18 protein-coding genes and 1 pseudogene are annotated in these 24775 nt (G+C 40.1%); 7 read left to right on the forward strand and 12 right to left on the reverse strand.

Annotated features, from left to right (window positions below; all coding sequences use genetic code 11):
• Positions 1-21: 21 nt before the first annotated feature.
• The 7 genes and pseudogenes from AAEY55_RS12810 to AAEY55_RS12840 all read right to left on the reverse strand — a co-directional run.
• Complete coding sequence (locus AAEY55_RS12810) at positions 22-735, reverse strand: hypothetical protein (protein WP_350551676.1); 714 nt, start codon at positions 733-735, stop codon at positions 22-24.
• Positions 735-1433, reverse strand: a complete 699-nt coding sequence (locus AAEY55_RS12815; RefSeq protein WP_058374752.1) for an OmpA family protein — start codon at positions 1431-1433, stop codon at positions 735-737. Before AAEY55_RS12815 ends, AAEY55_RS12810 begins: the two co-directional genes overlap by 1 nt.
• On the reverse strand, positions 1433-3199 hold the full coding sequence (locus AAEY55_RS12820; RefSeq protein ID WP_350551679.1) for a hypothetical protein: 1767 nt from the start codon (positions 3197-3199) through the stop codon (positions 1433-1435). Before AAEY55_RS12820 ends, AAEY55_RS12815 begins: the two co-directional genes overlap by 1 nt.
• A gap of 380 nt (positions 3200-3579) precedes the next feature.
• Positions 3580-5514: a DUF262 domain-containing protein gene (locus AAEY55_RS12825; protein ID WP_179807920.1), complete on the reverse strand. Its 1935-nt coding sequence runs from the start codon at positions 5512-5514 to the stop codon at positions 3580-3582.
• Positions 5507-6853 (reverse strand): DUF262 domain-containing protein, encoded by a 1347-nt coding sequence (locus tag AAEY55_RS12830; RefSeq protein ID WP_350551682.1) that lies wholly within the window; start codon positions 6851-6853, stop codon positions 5507-5509. Before AAEY55_RS12830 ends, AAEY55_RS12825 begins: the two co-directional genes overlap by 8 nt.
• Positions 6854-6855: 2 nt before the next feature.
• On the reverse strand, positions 6856-8694 hold the full coding sequence (locus tag AAEY55_RS12835) for a restriction endonuclease subunit S (RefSeq protein ID WP_350551685.1): 1839 nt from the start codon (positions 8692-8694) through the stop codon (positions 6856-6858).
• Positions 8694-9671 (reverse strand): annotated as a pseudogene (locus AAEY55_RS12840) (N-6 DNA methylase); the annotation flags it as partial. The pseudogene AAEY55_RS12840 and the gene AAEY55_RS12835, both read right to left, overlap by 1 nt.
• A 676-nt stretch (positions 9672-10347) precedes the next feature.
• Here AAEY55_RS12840 and AAEY55_RS12845 point away from each other — a divergent pair.
• The 4 genes from AAEY55_RS12845 (at position 10348) to AAEY55_RS12860 (ending at position 14502) form a co-directional block, all read left to right on the forward strand.
• Positions 10348-11184 carry a tyrosine-type recombinase/integrase gene (locus tag AAEY55_RS12845; protein ID WP_179807925.1) on the forward strand — a complete coding sequence of 279 codons (837 nt, stop codon included), beginning with the start codon at positions 10348-10350 and terminating at the stop codon, positions 11182-11184.
• The gene (locus tag AAEY55_RS12850; protein WP_350551688.1) at positions 11181-12272 is read left to right on the forward strand and encodes an IS91 family transposase; all 1092 of its coding nucleotides are present in this window, start codon (positions 11181-11183) and stop codon (positions 12270-12272) included. Before AAEY55_RS12845 ends, AAEY55_RS12850 begins: the two co-directional genes overlap by 4 nt.
• Positions 12273-12617: 345 nt before the next feature.
• Positions 12618-13052, forward strand: a complete 435-nt coding sequence (locus tag AAEY55_RS12855) for an HIT family protein (RefSeq protein WP_198527814.1) — start codon at positions 12618-12620, stop codon at positions 13050-13052.
• Between the two features lie 718 nt (positions 13053-13770).
• Positions 13771-14502, forward strand: a complete 732-nt coding sequence (locus AAEY55_RS12860; protein ID WP_350551691.1) for a hypothetical protein — start codon at positions 13771-13773, stop codon at positions 14500-14502.
• A 207-nt stretch (positions 14503-14709) separates the two neighbouring features.
• On the opposite strand, the gene AAEY55_RS12865 is transcribed toward AAEY55_RS12860, so the two are convergent.
• From AAEY55_RS12865 to AAEY55_RS12885, 5 genes are all read right to left on the reverse strand, one after another.
• Entirely contained in the window at positions 14710-15114 is a 405-nt protein-coding gene (locus AAEY55_RS12865) for a DUF6262 family protein (protein ID WP_024603950.1), read from the reverse strand.
• A gap of 1 nt (position 15115) precedes the next feature.
• Positions 15116-17110: a hypothetical protein gene (locus AAEY55_RS12870; protein WP_024603951.1), complete on the reverse strand. Its 1995-nt coding sequence runs from the start codon at positions 17108-17110 to the stop codon at positions 15116-15118.
• Entirely contained in the window at positions 17107-19695 is a 2589-nt protein-coding gene (locus AAEY55_RS12875) for a hypothetical protein (RefSeq protein WP_024603952.1), read from the reverse strand. Before AAEY55_RS12875 ends, AAEY55_RS12870 begins: the two co-directional genes overlap by 4 nt.
• The gene (locus AAEY55_RS12880) at positions 19688-21073 is read right to left on the reverse strand and encodes a site-specific integrase (protein WP_080670010.1); all 1386 of its coding nucleotides are present in this window, start codon (positions 21071-21073) and stop codon (positions 19688-19690) included. The genes AAEY55_RS12875 and AAEY55_RS12880 overlap by 8 nt, the downstream gene beginning before the upstream one ends.
• A 97-nt stretch (positions 21074-21170) precedes the next feature.
• Entirely contained in the window at positions 21171-21308 is a 138-nt protein-coding gene (locus AAEY55_RS12885; protein WP_158000937.1) for a hypothetical protein, read from the reverse strand.
• On the opposite strand from AAEY55_RS12885, the gene AAEY55_RS12890 reads away from it, so the two are divergent.
• From AAEY55_RS12890 to AAEY55_RS12900, 3 genes are read left to right on the forward strand one after another with little or no spacing between them, the layout of a single operon-like run.
• Positions 21307-21924: a restriction endonuclease subunit S gene (locus AAEY55_RS12890; RefSeq protein ID WP_024603954.1), complete on the forward strand. Its 618-nt coding sequence runs from the start codon at positions 21307-21309 to the stop codon at positions 21922-21924. The genes AAEY55_RS12885 and AAEY55_RS12890 overlap by 2 nt on opposite strands.
• Positions 21925-21978: 54 nt before the next feature.
• On the forward strand, positions 21979-23499 hold the full coding sequence (locus tag AAEY55_RS12895) for a type I restriction-modification system subunit M (RefSeq protein WP_024603955.1): 1521 nt from the start codon (positions 21979-21981) through the stop codon (positions 23497-23499).
• 26 nt (positions 23500-23525) lie between these two features.
• Positions 23526-24728, forward strand: coding sequence for a restriction endonuclease subunit S (locus tag AAEY55_RS12900; RefSeq protein WP_024603956.1), 1203 nt, complete (start codon positions 23526-23528; stop codon positions 24726-24728).
• Positions 24729-24775: the final 47 nt, after the last annotated feature.

The following is a 24775-nucleotide window of genomic DNA, read 5'->3' on the forward strand; positions in this document are numbered from 1 at the left end:
AAGAGCAAATAAAATTCGGCGTCAACCGGCCAAGATAATTGACGCGGAACCGGCCAAGTTAATTGACGCTAGATATTGCTCACACGTATAATTCAAATCGCTTCTTAACTTAGCTGAAATTGATGGCCAATCTGGCGTATAACCACTTGTGTGTTTCTTACTGTTAACAGGTAAACTTTTAAAGTAGGAGCTATAAACTTCGAAAAATTGTTCAAACGAAAAACTATTAAATACTTGATTTTTAACTTGAGGACTTTGAGTCGAGTAACCCTTGTAATTAAGAATTTTTAAGCAGTTTTTACATACACCTAAATCAGCTTCACCCACTGTATTAGAGCCTCCTCTGTAACTTGAGCCAAATACAGGGAAAAAGCCATCAACCCGATTAATTACATCGTAGCGTTTAAACCGGCCAGTTTCTCGCATCAACTCAAGAGTAGAGCACTCTGCCACATGGATACGTCGCCCTAATTTACCATTAGACAACACGGCTTCAATGTCATCTCCTTGATCAGGTATATAAAGCATAACCTGATGGCCATCATAGTTTAATACACCATTTGACCCATCAATTTCATCTAACTGTACATCTTTACCTAAAATCATCCCTTGATTAAGGTGACTGCCAATGCTTTCGAGTTCAGAAGCATCACTGCTAATAGAAAAGTCTGTTACTACATGCCCTAAAGGTGCTACCGCTCTATGTAACGCACTAAAATCAACTGTTAGCTTCATCACTGCGCCTCCAGTATCCGTTTTATTTGAATGTCAGCATTAGTAATAGCCCTAAATGATACACGCCTTGACCTTGCAGCATCTTCCACACCATTCTCTTTAATCAAACGCGAAGATGAAAAGCCGACTGCAGCAATATTAGCTTTAATCCAATCAGACTCATTAGGCATAAGTGCATAGCCATACTCTAATACAGAACGTGTTCGCCCTTGAGATAATCGCATATTATAAAAGTATGCTTGCGCTTCTGTAGAGCCTCTTAAACCAACACTTGAAGTATGACCCTCAATACGAATTTCATCTAATGAGTCCCTAAACGGGGCTAGCACGTTGATATAACGGGGGAAAAAGTCGTTTAATATTTCTTTATATGCGTCGCTTAATCGAGTTTCATTATTTGCAAATAATACATCAGGAGATTGAAAGTTAAACGCTAACGTTTCTTTGTCTATTGTTGCTCCCCACTTATCAAGGTCTTTTTCAAATTCGCTTTCTAGAGCTTCATAGATAGCCACTTGATTTTGTTGGTAAGCAACAGCAACATCTTTAATCTTGTCGTTTTCTTTTTGAGTTATCATCATAAAAACAATAGCTATAAACAAGAATACAACCATTAGACCAGCCATCAAATCTGATACAGTTAACCAATGGTCACCACTATCTTGTGAGGTATTTTGAGAGCCAAATATCTTTTCCATTACATTACTCGCTGACTTACAACTTCATTCATCGCTTTAGTTAGCTTAATGTAATCATCAACAAATTTACCGCTTACCTGCGCAAGTGCCTTACCCATTTCGTTCATTACACGGTTTATTTCTTGCTGCATCGCAGTATCAATAAGTTTTAGTTGTGAGTCTACGGCTTCACCAGTCATACCAACCTGCTTTTTAACCTCATTTTCCATTGCGTCAAAGGTACGTTTAGCTTGGTTAATTTGCTGTGTAGCTGCATCGTCAATCACTTCATTAAGGCGTTGCTGAAGTTTTTCTGCAGACTTAACTACAGTGTCACGCACCTGCTCTGTATCAGTCACAAGGTTTTGATTAGCTTGCTTCATAGTTGAAGTAATGTCTTTAGCGTCATCGACTAGTTTTTCAATCATGTCTCGCATATTGTTATTTAGGTCTGTCACTGTATCTTGTAAGTGCTGCTTAATTACTTCAGTTTGCGACTGTAAATGATCAGATGTTGTCTTTAAGCTTTCGTTAGTACGAGCTGTATTATCTGTAAACTCATTACCTGCTGTTTGGATTTCTTTACCAATCTTGTCTGAACTTTCTATCAAACGATCGCCAACACTATTAATGCCTTTCTCTGTTTCATGAGCAAACTTGTCTAATAAATCATTAGATGTCTGAACGTGTGTTTTTATGTAATCGTCTGATTGTGTAAGAAGGGTTTTATAATGGTCACTCGCTGTTGTTACAGCAGCCGATATATCGTTTACTGTAGCTTCAACTTGTTTTTGAATTTGCGGGACGGCTTCAACAGCTTTGTCGCGCATATCTTTAAAGGCCTCTAAGTGGCGTTCAAGCTCAGCTAATTGATGTTGATTAACTTCCATAACGCCTTTTAATTCACCCATAGATTGAGGAATTATTTGGCTTTGCTCACTAATATGAGCAACAGATGACTCAGTAGCAGAAATAGAAGCAACACCATGAGCGTATTGTTCACTCATTTCTTTAAGCTGAACTTTATAGTTTTCTTGCCATTCAACTAATTTAACTACCGCTTCATTTAATTGTTTAAAGTTATCACCAAACTGCTCTGTTAAGTTATTATTAAAATCACTAATCACCTGTTTTAGCGCTTCAATAACTTGCTCGGTAGCTGACTTTGATAAAGTATCTGCAAAGTCTTGTAGTTTAAGCCATAGCTTTTCACTAAACGCCTCAAAGTTCTCTTGTTGTTTTACAGCTTGTTCTTGGGCAATATTTATCGATGTTTTTGCATTATCATTAATATCACCACGTAATATTTTTAATTGCCCAAACAGTGTTGACTCTTCATTACCAACAATCGCCTCTTTTAAAACTTTTGTTTCTGCAACCTGCGCTTGCATAGCACCTAATATCGCCTCAGGTGTTGCATGAGAAATGCTATCTTCTAGTTGCTTAGGTTTTAAAAATGAGAATGTAGACAGTGTTTTAAACACTAAAGATAAAAATATACCCGCTAAACTTGTAATAAATGCCGTTTTTAAACCCGCTAGCAACAACGGAATACTGGCTTCTATATCATTTTGGTTAAATTCTAATAAACCAAGAACTATACCTAAAAAAGTACCAAATATACCCATAGTAGTTAATAGTGTTGGAACGAACTGAACAAATTCAACTTGCCTAGCCTTTTTGGTGTAAAACAAACCTGAACCAAAAACAAAAAGCATTAAAATTAATACTGCACCGCTAACAACGTTTGTATCAAAACTGCGTAGTAAACTTTCTAGTATATCCATATGATTTATCTTTTGTACTCTCGTAATTAAATAGACAACTACCTTGAAACCTCAAAGCAGAAAACACGCATTAATGGCAAGGAAAAGAATCATAAAGAGGTATAAAATTAACAGTGGGGGTTTGGTGGTACTGCTCGGCTTTTATCCATAAAATCTTTACGCTCCCTATCGCCATCCACAACTAAAATAAAGCAATACTTTAGTCGTGGCGAGATAGTATATAAATCAACTGTGATAAGCAAAAAAATAATGATAAACAACTAAAAAAGCAGGTTATATGACCAAGCTTTAAGCTTAAATTCAGTAATAATTACTGTTCAGCCAATATTAACCATTAATTATAAGCCGTGTTATTAAGTAACTCGACTTATCGCTGTAGCTCATATTTTTATTGCGGATAAAACCTTTAACATGGCCGATTCATGGTTTTTTAAATTTGTTCGACCTAGTCCCACGGGGCCCCAGTCATCGTAACTCATCATAATCGCTTGCTTTAAACTCTCAGCACGATTGTTCTCACGATAGAAGGACTTTTTATCCTGCGGAGAGTAATTGCTGAGCCTCGAGTTACTACTTGGCGAAATTAAACATAAATTTCCAAAGCGATCGACATCCTCCATTTTGCTTGCACCTGATGGATCGGTTTGCGGGAAGTAATGCTCAACAGAGGTTCTAAAACTAAACTGAAAATCATCAAAGTGCTTTCCAAGCTCTTTTTTACCTTTACCATCAAATGTTTCACCATCTGATAAACGCTTCCACAAAAGGTAATCCAACCGATTAAACACGAAGTTCTGAACACCCGTTCCTTGATGTAATACGCCTAAGCTCTCTTCATTAAGCTCTAAACATTGACCGCCGGTGATTTCTTCAAAATAGCGATCGCTTAAGCGCTCAAGCTCAGTTAAGTACACCTCTCCATCAATGCTTAAACCCGTATCCTCTGTAGTATTCCTATTCAAAATACTTAGCGCATCATTTAACCAACGCTTATAAACTAAGGCTGGGTTTGATACATGGAACATTGCTAATATCATGCGCAATTTTTCATTTAATGTGTCTTGGTCTTTACCAAAAGAGTTATTATAGCTAGAGCTTGTGCTAGTACCGCTCGTATTAGCTATGAGTGTTTGTAGGCTCCACTTACGCTTTTCATTGTGTTGGTCTGGCTTGATGATGTAGCTATCAAGTAGAATTCGGTACTTGAGCAACTCATATACAAAGGTTTTGGCTTCTACCTTAAAGCCATTATCTTTACTAATAAACGCATCAAGTAATTTTTTATCATCAAGCGATACCCCCTTAATCTCAGGCATCAACTTGAGTACATGAAGTAAGAAATTTGAAAAGTCGATAACCGTGCCAAAGCGTTCTTCTTTCTCGCGCTCTTCATCATCGGTATTTTCACTGGGTGTTTTGTTGTCGATAATTTCGCGTAGTGTCATTGCATCTTGTTTTTGCTGTATACTCGTATGCTTTGCTTGAATCGCATCAAAGCTTTTTGGCATTGTTTGCCAATTGTCACCAAATACTTCTTTACGCAAATCAGATTGAAAACCCATCTGTGTGTAACGCGTCATATTTGAGCAAGCATCCCAAATGGTCGAAAAACAGTTTCTTTCCTCATCATTACTCAGTGTAGCCATGAATTTCGCTTTCAATACTTCGTGTTTTTCTAGCTGCTCACCACGGTTATTCATGATCTCAAAGTAGTGATTAAGATCGGTTTGCGGTGGCACAACGACTTTCAATATAGTGACGTTATCTAACAGGTATTCGCAAAACTGCTTAATTTTAGCCTCTGTATCTAGCCCTTTGGTTTTGAAGTAACGCTGAATAATGTTCAACGCAGCATGAATGTTAGGCTCTTCAGCCTCGCCACTTGACTTACCTCTATAAATATCATCTAACGCTCTGGAAGATTTTGGGCGACTATCAAAAGTTAGGTTAATGTCTAACCCTGCTAGGTCACTCTCATCCAATACTTTTCGATGCTTTAGATACGCCAATAAAATAGAAAGCGTGGTATGCCTTTGCTGCCCATCAATAGTCTCGTACACCACATTTGATTGCTGTGAGTGAGTTGTGCGCTGATAAACAACAAGACTACCCAGGTAATATTTTACTTGTTTTACGCTAACAGTTTCACCTGGCTGAGTAATAAGCCCTGCGGCATCACTAATATCTTGAATAAGCTGCTCAATCTCAGGTGCACCCCAAGCGTAATTTCGCTGATAAATAGGGATAATATATTGAATTTTCTTATCAAAAAGCACTCTAACGGATAACTGTTCCACTTGTTTCACATCACTCATTGATACTTCCCGATTTCATTGCTTCAATAAATCCTTGTACTTTCTCAGCATTATTAAACTTAGGCACTTTTATATAAAGCGGCTGAAAATTCAACACCTGTTGAGGGTGAACAGCTTTGCGAATTACTCTAAATAACCCGCTACGGCTTTTAGCGTGGTTATCAACTGACTCCATGCCAATACGTTGCAATTCAAGGCGTAAATAATATGCCCAGCGATAACAAATCTGCGCCGCTTTTTCTAACTCCACATCACCAAATTTGTCGTAGTAATACATCACGGTACACAAAAATAAATTGCGCACATAGCTATCCCCTTTACGGTGACTGCCACTGTACCTAGCGTATTTATCAACAAACAAAGAGAGCTTTGCCTTGTTACCAACAAATAAGGTTGAGTGAATGGCCATGTAGTGCTGAATGTATTCAAAAAAACGCTTACCGTTGATCATCACCTGTTCTACTTGGAATGGGTAACTCTTAGTTTGCTTGTCCCATTTTCGCGCAGGATCGCCATTAAAGGTTTCAATCGCGTAATCGAGCGCCAGCATTGCATCCACATAAGCATATTGCGTGTTATCTAAGTTAATACCCTTGAATACATCAATGTTATGACGACTAAACGTAATGCCATAATCACCGTCAATCCATCGGCGCATACGGAACAAAAACTCTCCAATTATGGTGTGCAAATTGGCTGAATCATCATCAGGGTTAACGCCTTGCTCCCACAGGCTTACATGGTGCAAGCGTTCTGTTTGTGTCGTGGCGTCCATCATTTCACGCAGGTGATACGCTTTGAGTAAATCGTGCGGCGCGAGGGCTTTACCACGGGCATTCTGAGAATCAAAAAACTGAAACGCTTCACTCAAATCATCTAATGTCACTTGAATAAGCTCGCACTTGTTAAGCACAAAATTAAGTAAATTTTGTTTTTCAGTAGTATTCAGACTGGTTACTCGTTCAGAAATGATCTGAGCATTATGTTTGAGGTTTTTAATACTGACTGATGATTCAAACTTATGTTCAAGTAAAGTGGATGCAATAGCTTTCTCAGCCCCATCAAGAATGGTGCAAAGCAGCGTTAAAGTGAGCAGCCGCTGCTGGCCATCAACGATATTCAGTGTCTGTTTTTTATTCTCATTCACTGATTCTTTATCTTGATGCAATACAACAGTACCAAGGCGATAACACGGCTTAGTGCGGTGATTAAAAATATCATCAATTAACTGATTAACGTGCTTAGGCTGCCATTTATAGGGCCTTTGGTATTCAGGAATCGTAAGTTGTTGCGCTAACAACTGCACAATAGTTTGTGGTTTATTGAAGACAATTGCCATAGCTAAAGCGCCTGTTCGACTATGGCATCGGTTAGGTGAAGTTTAGTGGTTTGTGCGTCAGTCAAACGAGCTTTGAGTTGGTCGCAGAGTGTTAGTAGTTCATCGATCTTGACTATAATGTCTCCCAGTTCCCCCTTGGGTGGCATAGCAATAAGGCAACCTCTTAGCTGTGTTTTATTAATAGAAGCAAGGTTCGTTGTTTGTTTACTTGAGCCTGCAAAGTAATCACGGGCATATGGTCCATTAAGATATTTCTCGAGCCAAACTTCGCATTGTTCTTCAAGAAAAATACGAGCTTTAAATACATGGTTTTGATGACCTACATAATCAAGTTCATCTGACCAAATAGCTGTTCGACCAACCTTATCCCAATCACCACCTTCAGTTATAAGTAGATCTCTTTTTTTCACACGATATTTTTCTTTTTCCTCAACTGGGATATCAATCTCTTTTAAGTGCTCCAAATTGAGATAGCTTCTCTGAACATTCGCCACGCTCAAATAAGGCACAGTAATGAGCTCACGCCCAGCTAATTTTCGACCCTTAGTAATTCCGCCATTGATCTCAACTATATCTTCAAACCGACACCACTCCCACCCTTCGGGTAATTCAAACGGTTTTTCTTCGTCGGTAATTTCTGGCAGTGGTTTTTGCTTTTTGATTTTTTTGTCTTTAATCAGTTGTGCTTTTTCTGCTGCTATACGCTCTAGGAGTTTGGCGGCGGGTTCGTCGTTTGGGTTTTGTGGGACGAGTTTGCCCATTACTGCGAGTTGTAAAATGGTTTGTTTTAGCGTGTCGATGCTGGCGGTGGTGGTAAATAGCGTGTCGAAGTGTTCGCTTAAACGTTGCCAGTTTTGTTGGAACTGTGCTGTGGCTTGTTCGGGCGTTGCGGTTTGCTCTGGTGCTTTCAGCAAGGCCTCTAACAGCACTTCAACTAATGTTTGATGTGCCGTAATACTATTTTCAGTTTGCGCCTCAAGCGCATCACACAAGCCCATTAACTCATCGACTTTAGCAACAATACGGCGTTGTTCTTTTAAAGGTGCGACCGGAGCTACAACAGTAACAACTGAACTTGTATTAAGCTCCACTTGTTTAGTTGAACCTGAAACTAAAGCATTATCATGATTAGGCTCTATTCTTGATTGAATACCCGGAGCCATGATAAAACACCAAAGAAATTGACTATAAACATTGAGAGGTCTAATAACCGTTACATGAGAATCAGCAACTAATGTTTGTTCTACAATATTCCCTATAACGTTGGCTCGACCAACGGTACCGGTACCCGTTGAATTCCAAAGTATATCGTCATTTAAAAGGTATCTTTCTGGTTGGTAAGCACTAAGGCTTTCATCAGTAACATACCTAGCTACATCAAGATTAAAACCTGTATTTTGAACACATTTCTGAGAAATAACTCTAACCTTACCAGACTCGGCATATTTAGGCCCTTTACCCCTCTGTATGTATGAAGTTAAATCTTGCAACCTTGACCACGCCCACCCTTTCGGCAATTCAAACGGTTTTTCATCTTCGCTGATTGCTGGCTGTGCTTTAGGCTTTTTGATTTTCTTGTCTTTAACTAACTGCGCTTTTTCAGCGGCTATTCGCTCAAGCAATACTGAAGCGGGTTCATCATTTGGATCTTGTGGCACTAATTTACCACGCACTGCGAGTTCTAAAATAAGTTCGCGCAGTTTTTTAATGCCATGAAGTGAGAACTTTTTAGATGATCCACGCCCTGACGACGATTTTTGCTCAATAGCAGTCGTCCAAATATCAAGATGTTCGGTTATTAGCTGCTCTGCGTTTGTATTTGGTGTTTTTGACTCAGCCATTACTTGCCCTCAGTATCTTTTGAAAGGGCTGCTGATAATATACCTTTAAGCTGGTCACGCAGGGCTTGTATATCGGCTTGCTGCTTTGAATAGTCGGCTAGTAGCTCTTGTGGGTTATGGCTTATTACCTCTCCTACATGCGGGTTTTTAATATCGAGGTTGTAATTACGAGCAATAATATCGTCAATTGATACTTTCCATGCTTGCTCGGTTTCAGTTCGGCTTGCAAAGCCGTCTGCCTCATTGCCCCACCATTCGAGCTCAGTCTTAAATTCTTCAAACTTCATTGGTTTGGTTTTGTTGTAATTTTTTACACCGGCTGGGTATGGGTGCTCGTAAAACCACACGTCTTTTGTTGGCGTGCCTTTAGTAAAAAACAGGATGTTGGTTTTAATACCGGTGTACGGGTTAAACACGCCATTGGGTAAGCGTATTATGGTATGTAAGTTACATTCCTCTACCAATAGTTTTTTAATTTTGGTTTTTACGCCTTCACCAAACAAGGTGCCATCTGGCAATACCACTGCTGCGCGCCCTTTGGTATTAAGTACTTCTATAATGAGTTGTAAGAACAAGTCGGCGGTTTCGCGAGTTTGCATGTCGCTTGGGAAGTGTTTTTCTATGCCATCTTCTTCAGTGCCGCCAAACGGAGGGTTGGTGATGATGACATCTACTTGGTCATCCCAGCTTGAAAGCGGTTTGTTTAAGGTATTGCCGTGTTTAACTTGTACCGGTACTTCAATGCCGTGAAGCATCATATTGGTAGTACACAGTAAATGCGGAAGTTGTTTTTTTTCTACGCCGTGTATTTGCTTTTGTAATATTTGGTGGTCGTCGCCCGATTTAACATAGTTTGATTTTACATGGTCGAATGCACACGCTAAAAAGCCACCAGTACCACAAGCAGGGTCCATAATTGACTCGCCTAGTTTTGGGTCGGTTACCGCCACTATAAATTTAGTGATGGCGCGCGGGGTACGACTAATGTCGTTTTCAATAAGTGACAAAGTGTTACCACATTGTATTTATTCATTTTAATAATGGTAACAGTTTTTGAGAAATTTACTCCATAGATAATGAAAAAATGAGGTGTAAAATGCAGTTTTGTTACTAAATCTATCGCTTACTATTGAATTGAGATAACACCGAACTTGCTAATTTTTAGCAGTATTAGATGCATTAGGTGTACTAGTGTGATTACGACAGAATCGCTTGGTAATTAAGATACGACAAAGTCGCTTGGTGTTAACTGCATTAGGTGTACTAGCTCATATCTGAACTTACAGATTAAATGAATAGGTTTAGACTTCATCTGACAGACAGCCATGAGCGATAACCGGTCATTGAGACTGGCTAAACATCGTCGTTAATAGATTGGTTAAACTGCTCTTTGCGAATATATTCATGAAAATGAGCGCTGTGCGCATATTGATGCATTTAACTTTACCTAAATAATTTAGAAAACTTAGTGATAGTAATGCCTTAGATAATTTGTTAAAACTATATAAAGTAAATAAATGAGCGTTAAGTCGGCAGAAATATGCGCGATGAGCGCACTATAAAATTGTTGAACTAAGCCGCTACGCGGAGATCCTATTCTGACCATTTGAGCCACACTTACCTTGGGGTTATCCCATAACTTGGAGGTAAGTCATGAATACACTCATTGAACAAGTCAAAACTGAAATAGTCTATCGTGGTTATTCGCAAAGTACCTGTAAAAGCTACTGTGAACATTTACTAAAACTCAGTCATTATTTTAATAGACCACTCGATTCGATTACTGATGACGAACTTAACGCCTTTTTTAACGATCCCGCTATTCGTAAACTGTCTAGAGCAAGCCAAAAAGTACAGATAAACAGCATTTGGTTTTTGTTTAAGAATATTTTACACCGGCCATTGAACTTAGATGTCGCATTGCCAAAAGTGAAGTCGCGCGCACCCACCTATTTATCACGTGATGATATGCGGCGGCTGATAGAGAGCTGCACGGATGATATGCGCTTAAAAACATTGATTATGGTGTGCTATGGGTGTGGCTTACGTATTAATGAACTGCTACGCATTAAAGTGCAAGATATCGATGGACAGCGTAAAACTATTTTAATTGAACAAGGTAAAGGGGATAAATCACGCTATGTTGTTGTATCAGATAGCGTGCTGGCTCAATTACGTTGTTATTGGAAAATGTATCACCCAACAGGTTGGATGTTCTATTCACGGTTATTAATGGATAAACCTATGTCAGCATCAACCTTCAGGAAGCCATTGAGAAAACATGCACAAGCGTGTGGCTTAAAGCACTGTAATCCACATACTTTACGCCATGCTTATGCAACACACCAACTTGAATCAGGTATGCCACTTCATCAACTGCAACATCAGCTTGGCCACAGTGATATTAAAACCACACAAAGTTACTTACATTGGTTACCAGAGTTAGGTCATGGCGGCATTGATTTGCTTGCGAGCTGGAGTAAACAATGAACGCCTTACACCTCGCTGATATTTTAAACTCAAGCCTTGAGAGTTATCGCCAACATCATACGGTGAGTTATCAACAACTGCGCGTGTGTCAGCACCTTCAATCATGCAGAACGGGTCAGCTCGGTTACCAAGCATGGCAATGTGATAACTGTGGTGAGTCACAAAAGATTGGATGTAGTTGTCGAGACCGTCATTGTCCGCGTTGCCAAGGCATGGCTACTGCTAAGTGGGTGCAAAGGCAGCAAGAGGATTTATTACCGTGTCGGTATTTCCACCTTGTTTTTACGCTCCCTCATGAGTTGAATATCATTGCGCACTATAACCCAAGCGCGTTGTACCAGTGTTTATTTAAAGCCGCATGGCAAACGCTGAGTAAATTTGCGAAACGAAAGAGGCATGGTCAGTTAGGCATGACAAGTGTACTGCATACATGGGGGCAAAACTTAGGTCAGCATATCCATTTACACTGTTTGATACCCGCAGGCGCGCTTGATAAAGCGCACTGGCATAAAATAGAAAAAGGCTATTTATACCCCGTTAAAGCATTATCAACAGTGTTCAGAGGGAAAATGCTGGCGGCGCTCAATGAATGCGATAGTTCATTCGCGAAGGTAAGCACGCCAACCAAATGGTGCGTGTATAGCAAAGCTTGTTTAACGTACAGTGAAAAGCTAGTTAGTTACCTTGCTCGTTATACCCGAAAAGGCGTAATGTCAGAATCACGATTAGTGTCAGCGACTGAAGAAACAGTGAGCTTTAAATACCGCGATTATGCAGATAACAACCGCGATAAAGTCATGACTCTGAGTTGTGATGAATTTTTACGGCGTTACTTACAACATGTATTGCCCAAAGGGTTTATGCGCAATCGCCACTATGGCTTTTTAGCTAATGCGTGTCGCAAGCGAAAGTTAGGGTTAATAAAGGCTCAAGTATCAGCAACCCCATGCAAAGCGGTGAAGCCGAAGGTAGAGCAAGAACGATTAATACCCCATTGGCCTTGCCAGTCATGCAAGACGGGTACTTTACGACTTATTGGTGTGATGAATTTAGATGAGGCGACAAACAAAGTAGCGCGAACGAGTTAGCAGCCTTGCTTGCTGCATCAAATCAATAAGTTAACCTGCTTAATTGTTCAGGCTAGCGGCCTCTGTACGTGTAAAAAATATAATTGCTTATTAAGGCAAATTTAGGTGTAATGAATACATAATAAGCGCTGAGCAATGCAGGGAAAGCTTACATAACACTCGCTAAGCTGATTAAATTAGCGAGGAAAGTGAGAGCCTCTAAAAAGCAAATTCCCATAGCATAAACAACACCAACTCTGACACACCGAGCAGGTAGCGGCTCAGTCCAACAAGTGATTATGCAACACAAACAGCGTGTCGCATAAATACTAAAATGTTATGCATTTCCGTAAGCTGGAGAAATCAGTGAACCCAATCTACGACACTAGTAATACTTTCGCGAAGATTATTGCTGGAGAGGCCCCCTGTGTAAAGGTCTATGAGGATGATTTAACGCTCGCATTCATGGATATAATGCCGCAGAAGGATGGTCACGTATTAGTAGTACCCAAGGAACAAGCGGTCACAATTTACGATCTGTCTGCAAAAGCTGCTCAAGCATGCATGCTAACCGTTCAGAAAATAGGTAAAGCTCTCGAGCGCGCTATGGGGGTGACTGGGTCAACCATATTCCAGCACAATGGCTCTTCTGCCGGTCAAACTGTGGGGCATTTTCATTTTCATGTTTTTCCGGGACCTTTGTTGGTGATAAAAGACCATGGCGTGCAGTTTGAAGAGGTTGGGAAGCTTAAAGAGATAGCTGCGTTAATCATTGCACAATTAGAAAGTCCACATGCATAACAAGTGCAGGCACGGCGACGCCCACTACATTGCGCCTCCGGCTCCATTTCGTGGGCGCGCGTGCTGCAAGCGTTATGTTACCGAATAAATATTCCAACTCATTTTTGTCCAAAAGTGAGTTTCAATCTTTGTTGTCACAATTTTTCTTTGGATAGGCACGTTGATTGAATCTAAGTTTTGATCTTTATTGTCATACATACCTTCTATTGACACGAAAGGCGGACTGGGAAGGCAAAAAAGTTTCAAACATTATTGTTATGCATACTTAAAAGTGTAACATCTCCTTTAATGGTTAATATCTGCGGTTGTAAGGGTGAACTGAACTAAAGCATAGTTCTTATAGAGGTAGTACTTTCTGTGCTGATTGGAATCTAACAGAGGCGATGTTGCCAAACTCATTTCTGCCCCAAAACGAGTTAACGTAAATGCTCTAAGGGCAGCTTTGAGCGATAACCGGTCATTGAGATTGGCTAAATGTCGTCGTTAATTGATTTGTTAAACTGCTCTTTGCGCATATATTCATGAAAATGAGCGCTGCGCGCATATTGGTTCATTTAACTTTACCTGAAAATTTTAAAAAACTTAGTTATAGCAATACCTTAGGTGATTTGTTAAAACTATATAAAGTAGATGAATGAGCGTTAAGTCGGCAGAAATATGCGCGATGAGCGAACTATTAAATTGTTAGGCAATTTTTAAATGGATGGGGATATTTCAGATGGGTAAAAAAAGTAGGCTAAAAAAAGAACGAAAAAAAGAACGAAAAAAAGCTAGCTTTACTCAAAAATTATTTAAAAAGTTAGTGTTTATTGATGGATACAATAACCCTGTTTATCGGTTCTTTCCCGAAAAATGGCAAGCAGAATCATTGTGTCAAGGTAATGTATGGATCAGTACGCTTGAAACATGCCGAAAGTATGAAGACCCATTGCAAGGCGACCTCGGTGAAGCGACGCAGACTTATAAATCCGGTCATATAGTTGGCGGTAGTGGAGATCCTGCTTTTGTAGAAATGGCATCTCGTAGTGGTATCCATATAGGTGGAGTGTGCTCAAATATTAATATTAGTGGGGCTACCAACGTACAGCGATTGCCTGACGCGTACGTTATGTGCAGCACAAAAGAATTCAGCCCTGAAAAATTATCAGATACATTTGGAAATTATTGCGTAAAAATTTCTAATCCTGCTGAGTTTTTCAAACGAGTTTCTGTGGAATTAAATAAAGAAAGCCCAATTAGGGAAGCAGGAATGGGGTTAATTCAGTATAAAGATCGAGAATTCACCGGATTGCAAGCCGCTCCTGGTCCAATAGGTTTTGTGAAACCTCGAGATCAATATGCTCCACAGAAAGAGTTTAGGCAGTTGTGGATTCCACAAAATCATCAAAATATTGAGCCATTTTTATTAAAATGCTCAAACGTAAGTGAGCTTTGTACGTTAATTGCCTAACAAGGCGTTACGAACGTCCGTAAATGGCACATATGCGACTATCAGATTTGATCAAAATCTAAAAATCACACCTGACAGATTAAGTTAAGACTTACTCACATTAGGATCGGTTAATGTTTTAGCTGCCTTTGTGCTAATTTTTGGATATTTTCTTTGTATTTTTACTCATAGTAAATATCTCATGATTGTTAATTCAATTATGAATATTTAGAGTCCGTGTTTTAGCCGTTCTGCAAAGCCATTGCGTTCAGCTAATACTTCATCGTACATATTGTAAACCTGCTGAATGTGCTCCCACAATGACTCATTTTGCGTTCTCAAATCCTCAGCGAGCGCTTTATAATCAAGATTCGATTTTTTTAACGATTCAACCTCTTTCTTAAGCTGCTCATTTTCAGTACCAACAGCAATAGCCTCTGCTTTATTTTTCTGACGCTTTTGCGCAGTCTGAATATCCGGGATTTTCTCAGGGTTGAACTTGTAAATAGCAGAGTTTGAAATTCCTAATCGTTTAGCTACTTGGCTAACGTTAATTTTTTCGTTATTAGCTGCCATTTCAGACAAAGCCATATCAATTCGATCTGCCGTTGTGATCTCAAATGATTCGCTCATATTAGGCTTCCTTCACTTTTATCGTTAACTGGTCAATGATGATATTGGCGGCTTCAAGGTTGTCATTTAATGCCGTACTAAAGGCTTTTAATCGCTGCTTTATCTCTGACGGAAATTTTTCAAATGCAGCTAATTGCGATTCACATCGCTTTTTAACAACCAGCCAGTGGGGTAGATGTCGAGGTGTTGCAATGTAGCTATCGCACCATACACAGTGGCTTGGATCTGCTGCATTACGAACTTTACATTCCGACCCCTTAGTACAGTACCCATGTGACACGCCTCTAAAGTTGTTGGTATGCTTAGCAGCAAACGTGATCAACTCTTCCATATTTTTAAAGTGAGGGGTGCTTCCGGTGGTCAGGTCATCAGCCAGTATCTCAGTTAATTTGGCGATAAAGTTTTGTCCGCCTTTCCCAGCAAGCGTGCCGTCTTGTGCTGCACCCACCATATCTTCCATTGCTTGCGATATCATAAACTCAGAGAAGCTTTCGGTTAGCCCAATTAACTCCTCCATAGACTCATATCCCCGTTGGCTGTATACCAACGACATCATGCTCTCTAAATGTTTGTACTGATACTTAATATCGTCTAAATCACCCAAACGATTTGCAACAATAAACCATGCAAAGGTATGTCTAAATTGATGGGCCGTAAAGTTGAATAAATCGCCTACTTTGTATGGCTTCTTAAACTTTTTATGGCTTGAGCTGACCGATTGGTAATTGCACCCCATGCGCTCAAGCTCGGCAATATCGTGTTCAGTAACTCTGATCGAAAACATTTTGTTTATGTTGTTAAAGCCATTTTTAGTCGACTTAGTATTTAATGAAAACTCGCAGGATTTTTTATGGGGTGACACACCAAACAAAGTTCGATTACTCAAACCAAACTCTAAATTCAACTTACGCTTTAGTGGTAATAAATCGCTGTGATGCTTTAGCAGCAAGGCTGCACGTTCACGGTAAACAGAACAAACTCTTGTGAGTAGTTTTACTGCCCGATAGGTGACTTCATTCGTTACCCATTCTAAGCTTTGGGTTTCATCTGTTGTTTTAGACAACAACGTCTTGATAAAGTATTTACCGTTTCGCTCAATAGCTGAATCATCAGTTAGTGCCATTGCTTCGCCATAACGCATACCTGTATAACTAACCACAAGCACAAAGGCATATCTGCGAAGATTTTTAATCAGCTCATAATATTCGTCTAATTCAGCAGATTCTGACTCATTTAATCCATCAACGTATGTCGAGTTTTTAAGGTACTTTTTCGGTGCGTATTCAACACCATCATTGAGTTTGATTTGCAGGCAGTGCCAATTATCGATGATCTTCTCAACGGCATTAACGTGCTCTTCGCTTGCCTTAAGAACTTGCTTCATTATTTGAATCGGAATGACTGAATGTTTATTTCTGCGTTCTTTTTTTAATAAGGTAAATGGCAAAAAATATTCATTCATCAAATCGAAAAACGGCTCGCTTTTAACTACTGAATAAAGCTTCAACCAATAGATGGCAGATAGAAGTGACTGTGCATAAGATGGATGCTTCTTTACATCAGACGCTTGCACCAAGTCCAATATGATATTGCGCAAACGCAATTCTGGCAGTTTATCTAAGCCACCGAAGCTCTCAATGCCATAACGTTCAAGCCACTTAGCAAGGCGCTTAAGGTTAGCAATATTCCTACGTATCGTAGTCCATGCAAGAGGCTCCATGCCTTGTCCTGAGCCTTGCGTATACATACCAAGTGTTAGGGCTTTAAGTTGATATTTATACTTCGGCCCAACACCGTTAAAGGTTACGGATAAATTGTTGCCTTGCGAATACCAAGAATCATCCCCGAACAATGTGATCTGTTTTTTATTCGAGCGGATATATTGCCAAAGCACCAACGGTGTGAGCTCGGCATCAATCGGTGAACTATAAGGATTAATGCTAATAAGCCCATCAATCTTTAAACAGGCATCTACAGCAGCTGAAATTCCTGTCATAAAATATCTCCCACATTCTTAACTGACGTTACTGCAAATGCCCAAAACGGATGCATTCCTCTTTCCGCCATCAGCTCCTTTCCCTTAGTCACTGCCATCGGGTTTTTAATTGCTACTTGTTCTAGTATGTCATCAACTCGCTGATGCAATGCAGTAATCGCTTCCTGCTGAAATTCATTATTTTCAATATCAGAAATACTGGCCGACATATCTGCCAAAACATAATCACGATAACTAAGCAACTGCCAAACATGGTCTGGGTCTGCTACTGTTCTAAAATGCTTGCACCACACACAAGCCAAAAAGTCACTACACCATCCATTGTCTTTACTGCCCGATAGACGCCGATGTTCTTTACCGTATTGTGACGCTTCTGAATCGTTTCCTTGCGATGCACACTCACCTGTGGGCGTTTTTTGAGTGCTACCGTCATCAACCATTAACACCTTAATTTTCGGGTCAATTTCTCGACCAGTAAAATAACGCTGCATCACATCTACTGCCGTGTGCAATGTTTGTTGTGTTTTTTCTTCACTCACTCGTTGGTAGTGCTTGATGAACGTATCGAAGGTGTGAAGTTTTGCTGATTCATAAGCACGCATTTGCTTTGCTACTTCACGGTAAAGGTGATTTGCACCATTCTTGCGAATGCGCATCGAATCATAATCAACTGTGCAACCAAGTCGCTTTAAAATAGTTTTGATATAAGCAATGATATTGCCTGCCAATACACGACTTACATTGGTTTTTTCTTTGGAGATAAATAGATATTGCCGTGTATGTGTATCCGCAAGGTAGCGATAGCTGTTGGTCAAAGTATCTCTTACATGAACTATGTCACGCATCACACTATTTACAGTTCGCCCATCTAGTGAATAGGTATCGGTGTCGTAACCTTTTCTCGGTTTTTGGATCAACACTGTAATACTTTTTTTAGCGGTTGGCAGAGAAACTTCCGTGATATCACTGAGTTCTATGTCCGTCATAGGTGACGTATTCCAGCAGCTTTTAACTTGGATGCGTGCAAAATATAATGCGATTAATTGTTTAACGTTATCCGTTTCCTTAATCCCTTTTTCAATATAAAAGATCAGTTCTTTTAATTCATCGTCACTGTATAAATCTTCAATTTTCATTCTTCTGGCGTGACGTTGATAGCGCTTAAACGACAGTTTGTAAGCCTCAACCACAGTCTGTCCTGTAATTGCCATTACCCATCTTATTGTTTCAAAATAAGACGTGCCCGTTCTTAAGCTTATGGTTTTTCCTTTAACACCTGACTGAATGCGTTGAAAAACACTTTTTTGTATTTGGTTTTTGTTTAAGCTGAGGCATTTAAAACCATGCTTCTTAAGTTGCTCTGTATAATCAGGTAATACAAATTTCACCAAAATTCGATTAAGAGTGATGAAGCGGCCATGCAAAGTAACCATGCCATAGTTTTTTTCTGGCAAAAGTTCGGTTTCAGAATGATGGATTTCTAATAGCTCATTCTCAATTTCAGGGCACTGTTTCACTAATTCAAAGTAATTAATGTGACGAAACATCTTTTCCTTTTCAAAATAAAAAGGCAGCAAATGATCAACGTAATCATGGCGATGAACCTCATGCCCAAAGTGCAGCTCTAGCAGTATAAGCAACTCAGTGAATTGATCTCTTCTTAGTAATGTCTTAGCTTCTTTAAGCAAAGCAAATTCATCTTTCTTGAAGCCATCAAGCCCTTCATCAACAAAAGCACACTTGTTCTTCTCAGCGACTATTCGAATGCTACTCACAATAGCCATAAAGCGCCTAGTCATTGACACAACATCATGCTCTAGCTCACCTTTAAATTTATCGGAATTAGCAAGCGCTTGAAGCTGTTCAACCAACAGTGGCTCAATATCGTTTAAATCAGTAACGTCTATGCATTTATCATTAATAGTGATCCGAATAACTTGAAAATGATCTGGCTTAAATGCGTTAAGCACCGAGAATAATGCCGACTGAAGTACACAGTGTTTATCTTTAATCGGGTATTCGTTAAAAACCTGTCTAAAGTGCATGGTTGAGTTAAACCATAGAAAGCCATACTCATAAAGTTGCTCAGCGACTGATGGAGCTGCTTCACACAGCAGCTGTAAACATTTTTGCGCCATTTGTGCGTTAGAGAGAGTGGTACTTCTTGCAAGCATTGACTGCTGACCCCATGCACTTATGGCATCGTTAAGCTCTTTACCTAAGCGAAAGCTTTTCCGATACCAATGCAATAAATCAATGTTTGTATCAAATACAAAAACGCTGCTAGGTCTTGAATTTACCTTGGTAATTGCACTTGCAAAGTGAAATAAACAGACCCTGAACATCAAGTCATCTTTGTGGGGTATACTTTGTGCTAAGGCCTCTAATTTAAGCCAATAGTCGTCTCGAAATAGCGAGTGAACATCTTGTATTAAGCTCTGGCAATGGTTTCGTAACACTGAATGGCGCAGCAACAGCCGTTTTAGAAAGCCAATGTGTTGTTTAATCCGTTTACAGTTTTCGTCCGTTAAACAACTGCCTAGCTGCTCTTCTAACTGTGACAAATCAAGCACGGTATCAAGCATCTGCATCTCCTGATTGCTCGGCATTAAATGCATCTTCTTGTAGTGGAGCAACAAACTCACCAAATAATTTATCTACCCAACTCGCCATTTGCTTATCAAATGTCAGTGATCTAGCGAAATTGATGTACTTCTGAGTCGTTGAAAAATCCGCATGGCCCATCAACTGCATTAGCTTGTATTGCACAAAGCCAATGGGCAGATCCTTATGGATCAGAAAGCCAGCAAGGTTTGTTGCAAAAGTTGAACGTAAATCATGAAAATCACGCTTTAGTGTTTTCCCGAATGGCGCTAATTCCTTACGCACTTTTGAGATCACATTGCCGATAGATTTACGAGACATAAAATCACCAGAGCGATTAAGAAACAGTGGAGCATCATCACAATTTCCATGTTCAAGCTGCCACTTAGCTAATCTTTCTTGATGTTCTTTGCCGTTACGATATTGCCAAAGTGATGTCATCAAGCCTTTTGATACCATTATCGTGCGCTCTTTGTCGTACTTGCCGATTATGGTTACGTAATAAATTGCTTTATTATCCAAGGCAGGATCAACAACATGACTCGCAGTAAAAGTGGCAATTTCTTCCGCTCGCAAGCCGCATTGCACGGCTAAATCTACTCTCAATTTAGCACCTTGCTTTGTTAGTTCCTTGCTGGCATAGAGCAGCTTCAATTCATCTTGGCTGTATGGTGATAAACCTGCATCGCCTGATTTCTTTTGCTTATACTTTTTAGGGATCAGCAAATCAGTCGTGGTAATGGTAAAGCCTTTTTCCTCACTCCCGTAGTCGGTAAACAGCAAATCTAAACCGCCATCTTTGCGCTTTTTCTTAATGACCTTGGTTTTATATTTGAATGGCACTTTATCAATTCTGCGTTGCTTTCTTGCCCATTCGTAAAACTGCCTAACATGGTTGATGTATAGGTTTGCTGTATCTCGGTCGATATCCTTTGCAATCACTTGTTCTATAAGGTGCTTGCGATAACGGTACACAGGAAGCCAATATTTCGCTTTATCACTGTCACTTACGGCATAAACCTCATGCCAGTCCACGTTATTCTTCTCAACCCATTGCAAAAACAAACTCATCGAATTGGCTAATGACTGCACAGTAATAAGCGACACGCCACCAAGAGGGTTCTTTTTACCGCCACGTTTAGGCGGCATAAAAAGCCCTTTATAGCGGTGCTCTAAGAATAAATTGATTTCGAGAGCGTCCTGAATTCGAACCAGCGATAACACTCTAGGGAAACGTTCAACAATGTGATCTTCATGAAAAGCAACAGTGCGTTGACCTTCCTCATCAACATTCGATACGTAAGGCAGGCTGCCTAAATTTACAGTTTGTTTTACAACTTTGGGATAATTGCCACTCAAATTAAATGCTCCATTACAATACTGCAAAATATACGCATGAGCATTTAAGGTGTCAACAACAAATTGCAGTATTTGATTACTGCAAAAATAAATTGACCTAGCCAACAATGTCAGCCACAATAATTTTCATTAAATTAATTCCGATTTTGTAACGCCAGTTGGTCATATCCCATTGGCGTTTATTTACTTTTTGAGCAAATCGGTTTACTGAACACAACCAAGGTTTAACGTTCATGAATGCAAAAATGCGCCAAGCTACTGAAGAGCTGCGCCTGAGTGATATTGCCGATATCCGCTTAGGCCACCCTTTTCGTGGCACGGTGAAGCAATACGACAATGGTGACGTAAATGTTGTTCAGGTAAGGGATACCGAGCCAACAGGTGATATCAATCAATACACTATGGTTGAAACCGTATTAAATACGAAGAAACAACCCGACTGGTTACAAAATGGCGATGTGTTATTTGTCGCTAAAGGGGCAAAACATTACAGCGTATTAGTAGAACAGGTATTAGAGCGCACACTCTGCTCACCACACTTTTTTATGGTGCGTTTAAAGCCTGAGTTTAAAGATGTGATCGTGCCCGATTTCTTGTGCTGGCAACTCAACCAACAACCTGCACAGCGTTATTTCAAAGCGACTGCCGAGGGTTCAATGCACCTAAGTATTCGCAGGCAAGTATTAGAGAATGTGCCCATTAAGGTGCTTAAGTTTGAGAAACAAAAACAACTCGCTGCAATGCACCGCTGCGCTGTTAGAGAGCAAAAAGTATTACAAAAGCTGATTGAAAATAGACAGCAACAACTAGAAGCCATTGCTATTCACGCACTTGAAAGCTCATGCGTTTGAAAGAGAGCCTAAAACAAAACAGATTTAAAAATTAATAATAAGGACTTAAAAAATATGACCACAACCAACCAAATCAATCAGGACGATATCAACAAAGCAGTATGGGCCGCTTGTGACACCTTCCGTGGTGTGATTAGTGCCGATACTTATAAAGATTTCATCTTGACCATGCTGTTTTTAAAGTACATCTCTGACGTGTATAAAGACGAATACAACAAACTCGTTGCGCAATATGGTGATAATCCAGAGCTGATCCACGCCATGATGTCGAAACAGCGTTTTGTACTACCAGAAGGCGCAAGTTTTTGGGATTTATACGAAAAGCGTTATGAAGCAGGTAACGGTGAGCGCATCGATAAAGCCTTACACGCACTGGAAGAAGCCAACGGCAGTAAGCTTAAAAACGTATTCCAAGACATTAGCTTTAACACCGACCGCTTAGGCCAAGAAAAACAAAAGAACGATTTACTACGCCACTTACTAGAAGACTTTGGTAAAGACATTTTAAACCTAAGCACAGAGCGTGTAGGCAGCTTAGATATTATCGGTAACGCCTATGAATACCTTATTAAACACTTTGCCGCTGGCAGTGGCGCGACCGCTGGTGAATACTACACCCCGCCTGAGGTCTCAACTCTTTTGGCAACCGTTTTAGAGCCAGTCGAGGGCGACCAAATATGTGACCCGTGTACAGGCAGTGGCTCACTGCTACTTAAATGTGGCGCTATGGTGCGCAAAAACTCTGGCTCTAAAAAATACGCTTTATTTGGGCAAGAAGCGATAGGTTCAACATGGGCACTCGCCAAAATGAACATGTTCCTACACGGTGAAGACAACCACCGCATTGAATGGGGCGACACCATTCGTAACCCACTGCTACTTGATAAAGACGGCAACGGCTTATTGCACTTTGATGTCGTAACCGCCAACCCGCCGTTTAGTTTGGATAAGTGGGGGCATGATGATGCCAGCAACGACCCTTATGGGCGCTTTAGACGTGGTATTCCACCAAAAACCAAAGGCGACTATGCGTTTATCAGCCACATGATTGAAACGCTAAAACCCGAAACAGGTCGCATGGGTGTGGTCGTGCCGCATGGTGTGTTATTTAGAGCATCAAGCGAAGGCAAAATCCGCCAACAACTAATTGAAGAAAACTTGCTCGATACCGTGATTGGTTTACCAGAAAAGTTGTTCTTTGGCACAGGTATTCCAGCCGCCATCTTGATATTCAAAAAACACAAGACCGACAAAAACGTATTGTTTATTAATGCCAGTCGTGAGTTTAAGTCAGGCAAAAACCAAAACCAGTTAACGGCAGACAACATTCAAAAAGTTATCGACACCTACAAGGCTCGTGAAAGCGTTGATAAATACGCCTACCTAGCCAGTTTTGATGAGATCAAAGAGAACGACTTTAACCTAAACATCCCTCGTTACGTTGATACCTTTGAAGAAGAAGCTGAAATTGATTTAGTGGCAGTACGCACAGAGCGTGTCCAGTTACAAAGCGAGTTAAAAACACTGGAAGCGGAAATGGAAGGCTATTTAAAGGAGCTGGGTTATGGTGCCTAATGGAATGAAAAGTCGGGAGGAAAATCATGGGTGAATTTGAACAAACCCGCTTAGGGAATTTATGTGACTTTACACAAGGTGTACAAATAGCTGATAAAGATACTATCAAACAGCCGCAAGATGGATATGTCAGATATATCTATATTAGAGATTTATTCACAGACAAGTTTCCCGTTTATGTGAAGGATGTATATCCAAATAAGCTATTACTCAGTGGTGATATTGTAATGGTTAATACTGGAAACACATCGGGTAGCGTTTATCAGGCGAAGGAAGGTGTATTGTGTAACAATGCATTTAAAATAGCAGTTAAAAGCTCAAAACTTAATAAGTTAGACAAAGGGTTCCTTTGGGTATATCTAAACAGTGACGCTCGTGAGCGAATGCTTAAAAGGCTATTCAATCCGGCAGGACAACCTCACGTTGGACATAAGAATGTTGCTAGATTGGATATATCACTTCCACCACTCCCAGAACAACGCAAAATCGCCAAAATCCTATCTACGTGGGATAAAGCGATTAGCACCACTGAGCGCCTAATCGACAACAGCAAACAGCAGAAAAAAGCCCTAATGCAACAACTGCTCACGGGCGCTCATACCCAAAGAAAGCGCCTACTTGATGATTCAGGTAAACCGTTTGAGGGAGAGTGGGAAGAAGTTAAGTTGGCTGATGTCGTTGAATTTAATAACGGTAAAGGTCACGAAAAGCATATTGTTGAAGATGGCAAATACTTAGTCGTAAATTCTAAATATATTTCATCTGATGGACTCGTGAAAAAAACTACTGACTCCGCCTTTTGCTTAGCTAATGTGGGAGATGTTTTAATGGTCATGAGTGATGTGCCAAATGGAAAGGCTATTGCAAAATGTTTGTACGTGGATACTTCTGAAAAATTCACTGTAAATCAGCGTGTTGCTAGATTTCGTCCAAAATCAATCAACTCAATCTTTTTATATTACACCTTAAACAGAAATAGCTATTACTTACAATTTGACGATGGTGTAAAACAAACAAATCTTCGCAAAGATGAGGTGTTGGATTGTCCAGTTTTTAGACCAAGTGATGAAGAGCAACAAAAAATTGCCTCTGTATTAGTTAATGCAGACCAAGAAATCGAGTTATTAGAACAACAACTCGCAGACCTAAAACAAGAGAAAAAAGCGCTGATGCAGCAACTATTAACAGGCAAGCGCAGAGTAAAAGTGGATGATAAGGAGGTCGCGTGATCACGCAAAAGCGACCTCGCACTATTCAAATCTTTTTGCCTACGGGC

Origin of the sequence: Pseudoalteromonas sp. 120-MNA-CIBAN-0494 (genome assembly GCF_040308885.1) — a bacterium.
GTDB classification, from domain to species: Bacteria; Pseudomonadota; Gammaproteobacteria; order Enterobacterales; family Alteromonadaceae; genus Pseudoalteromonas; species Pseudoalteromonas nigrifaciens.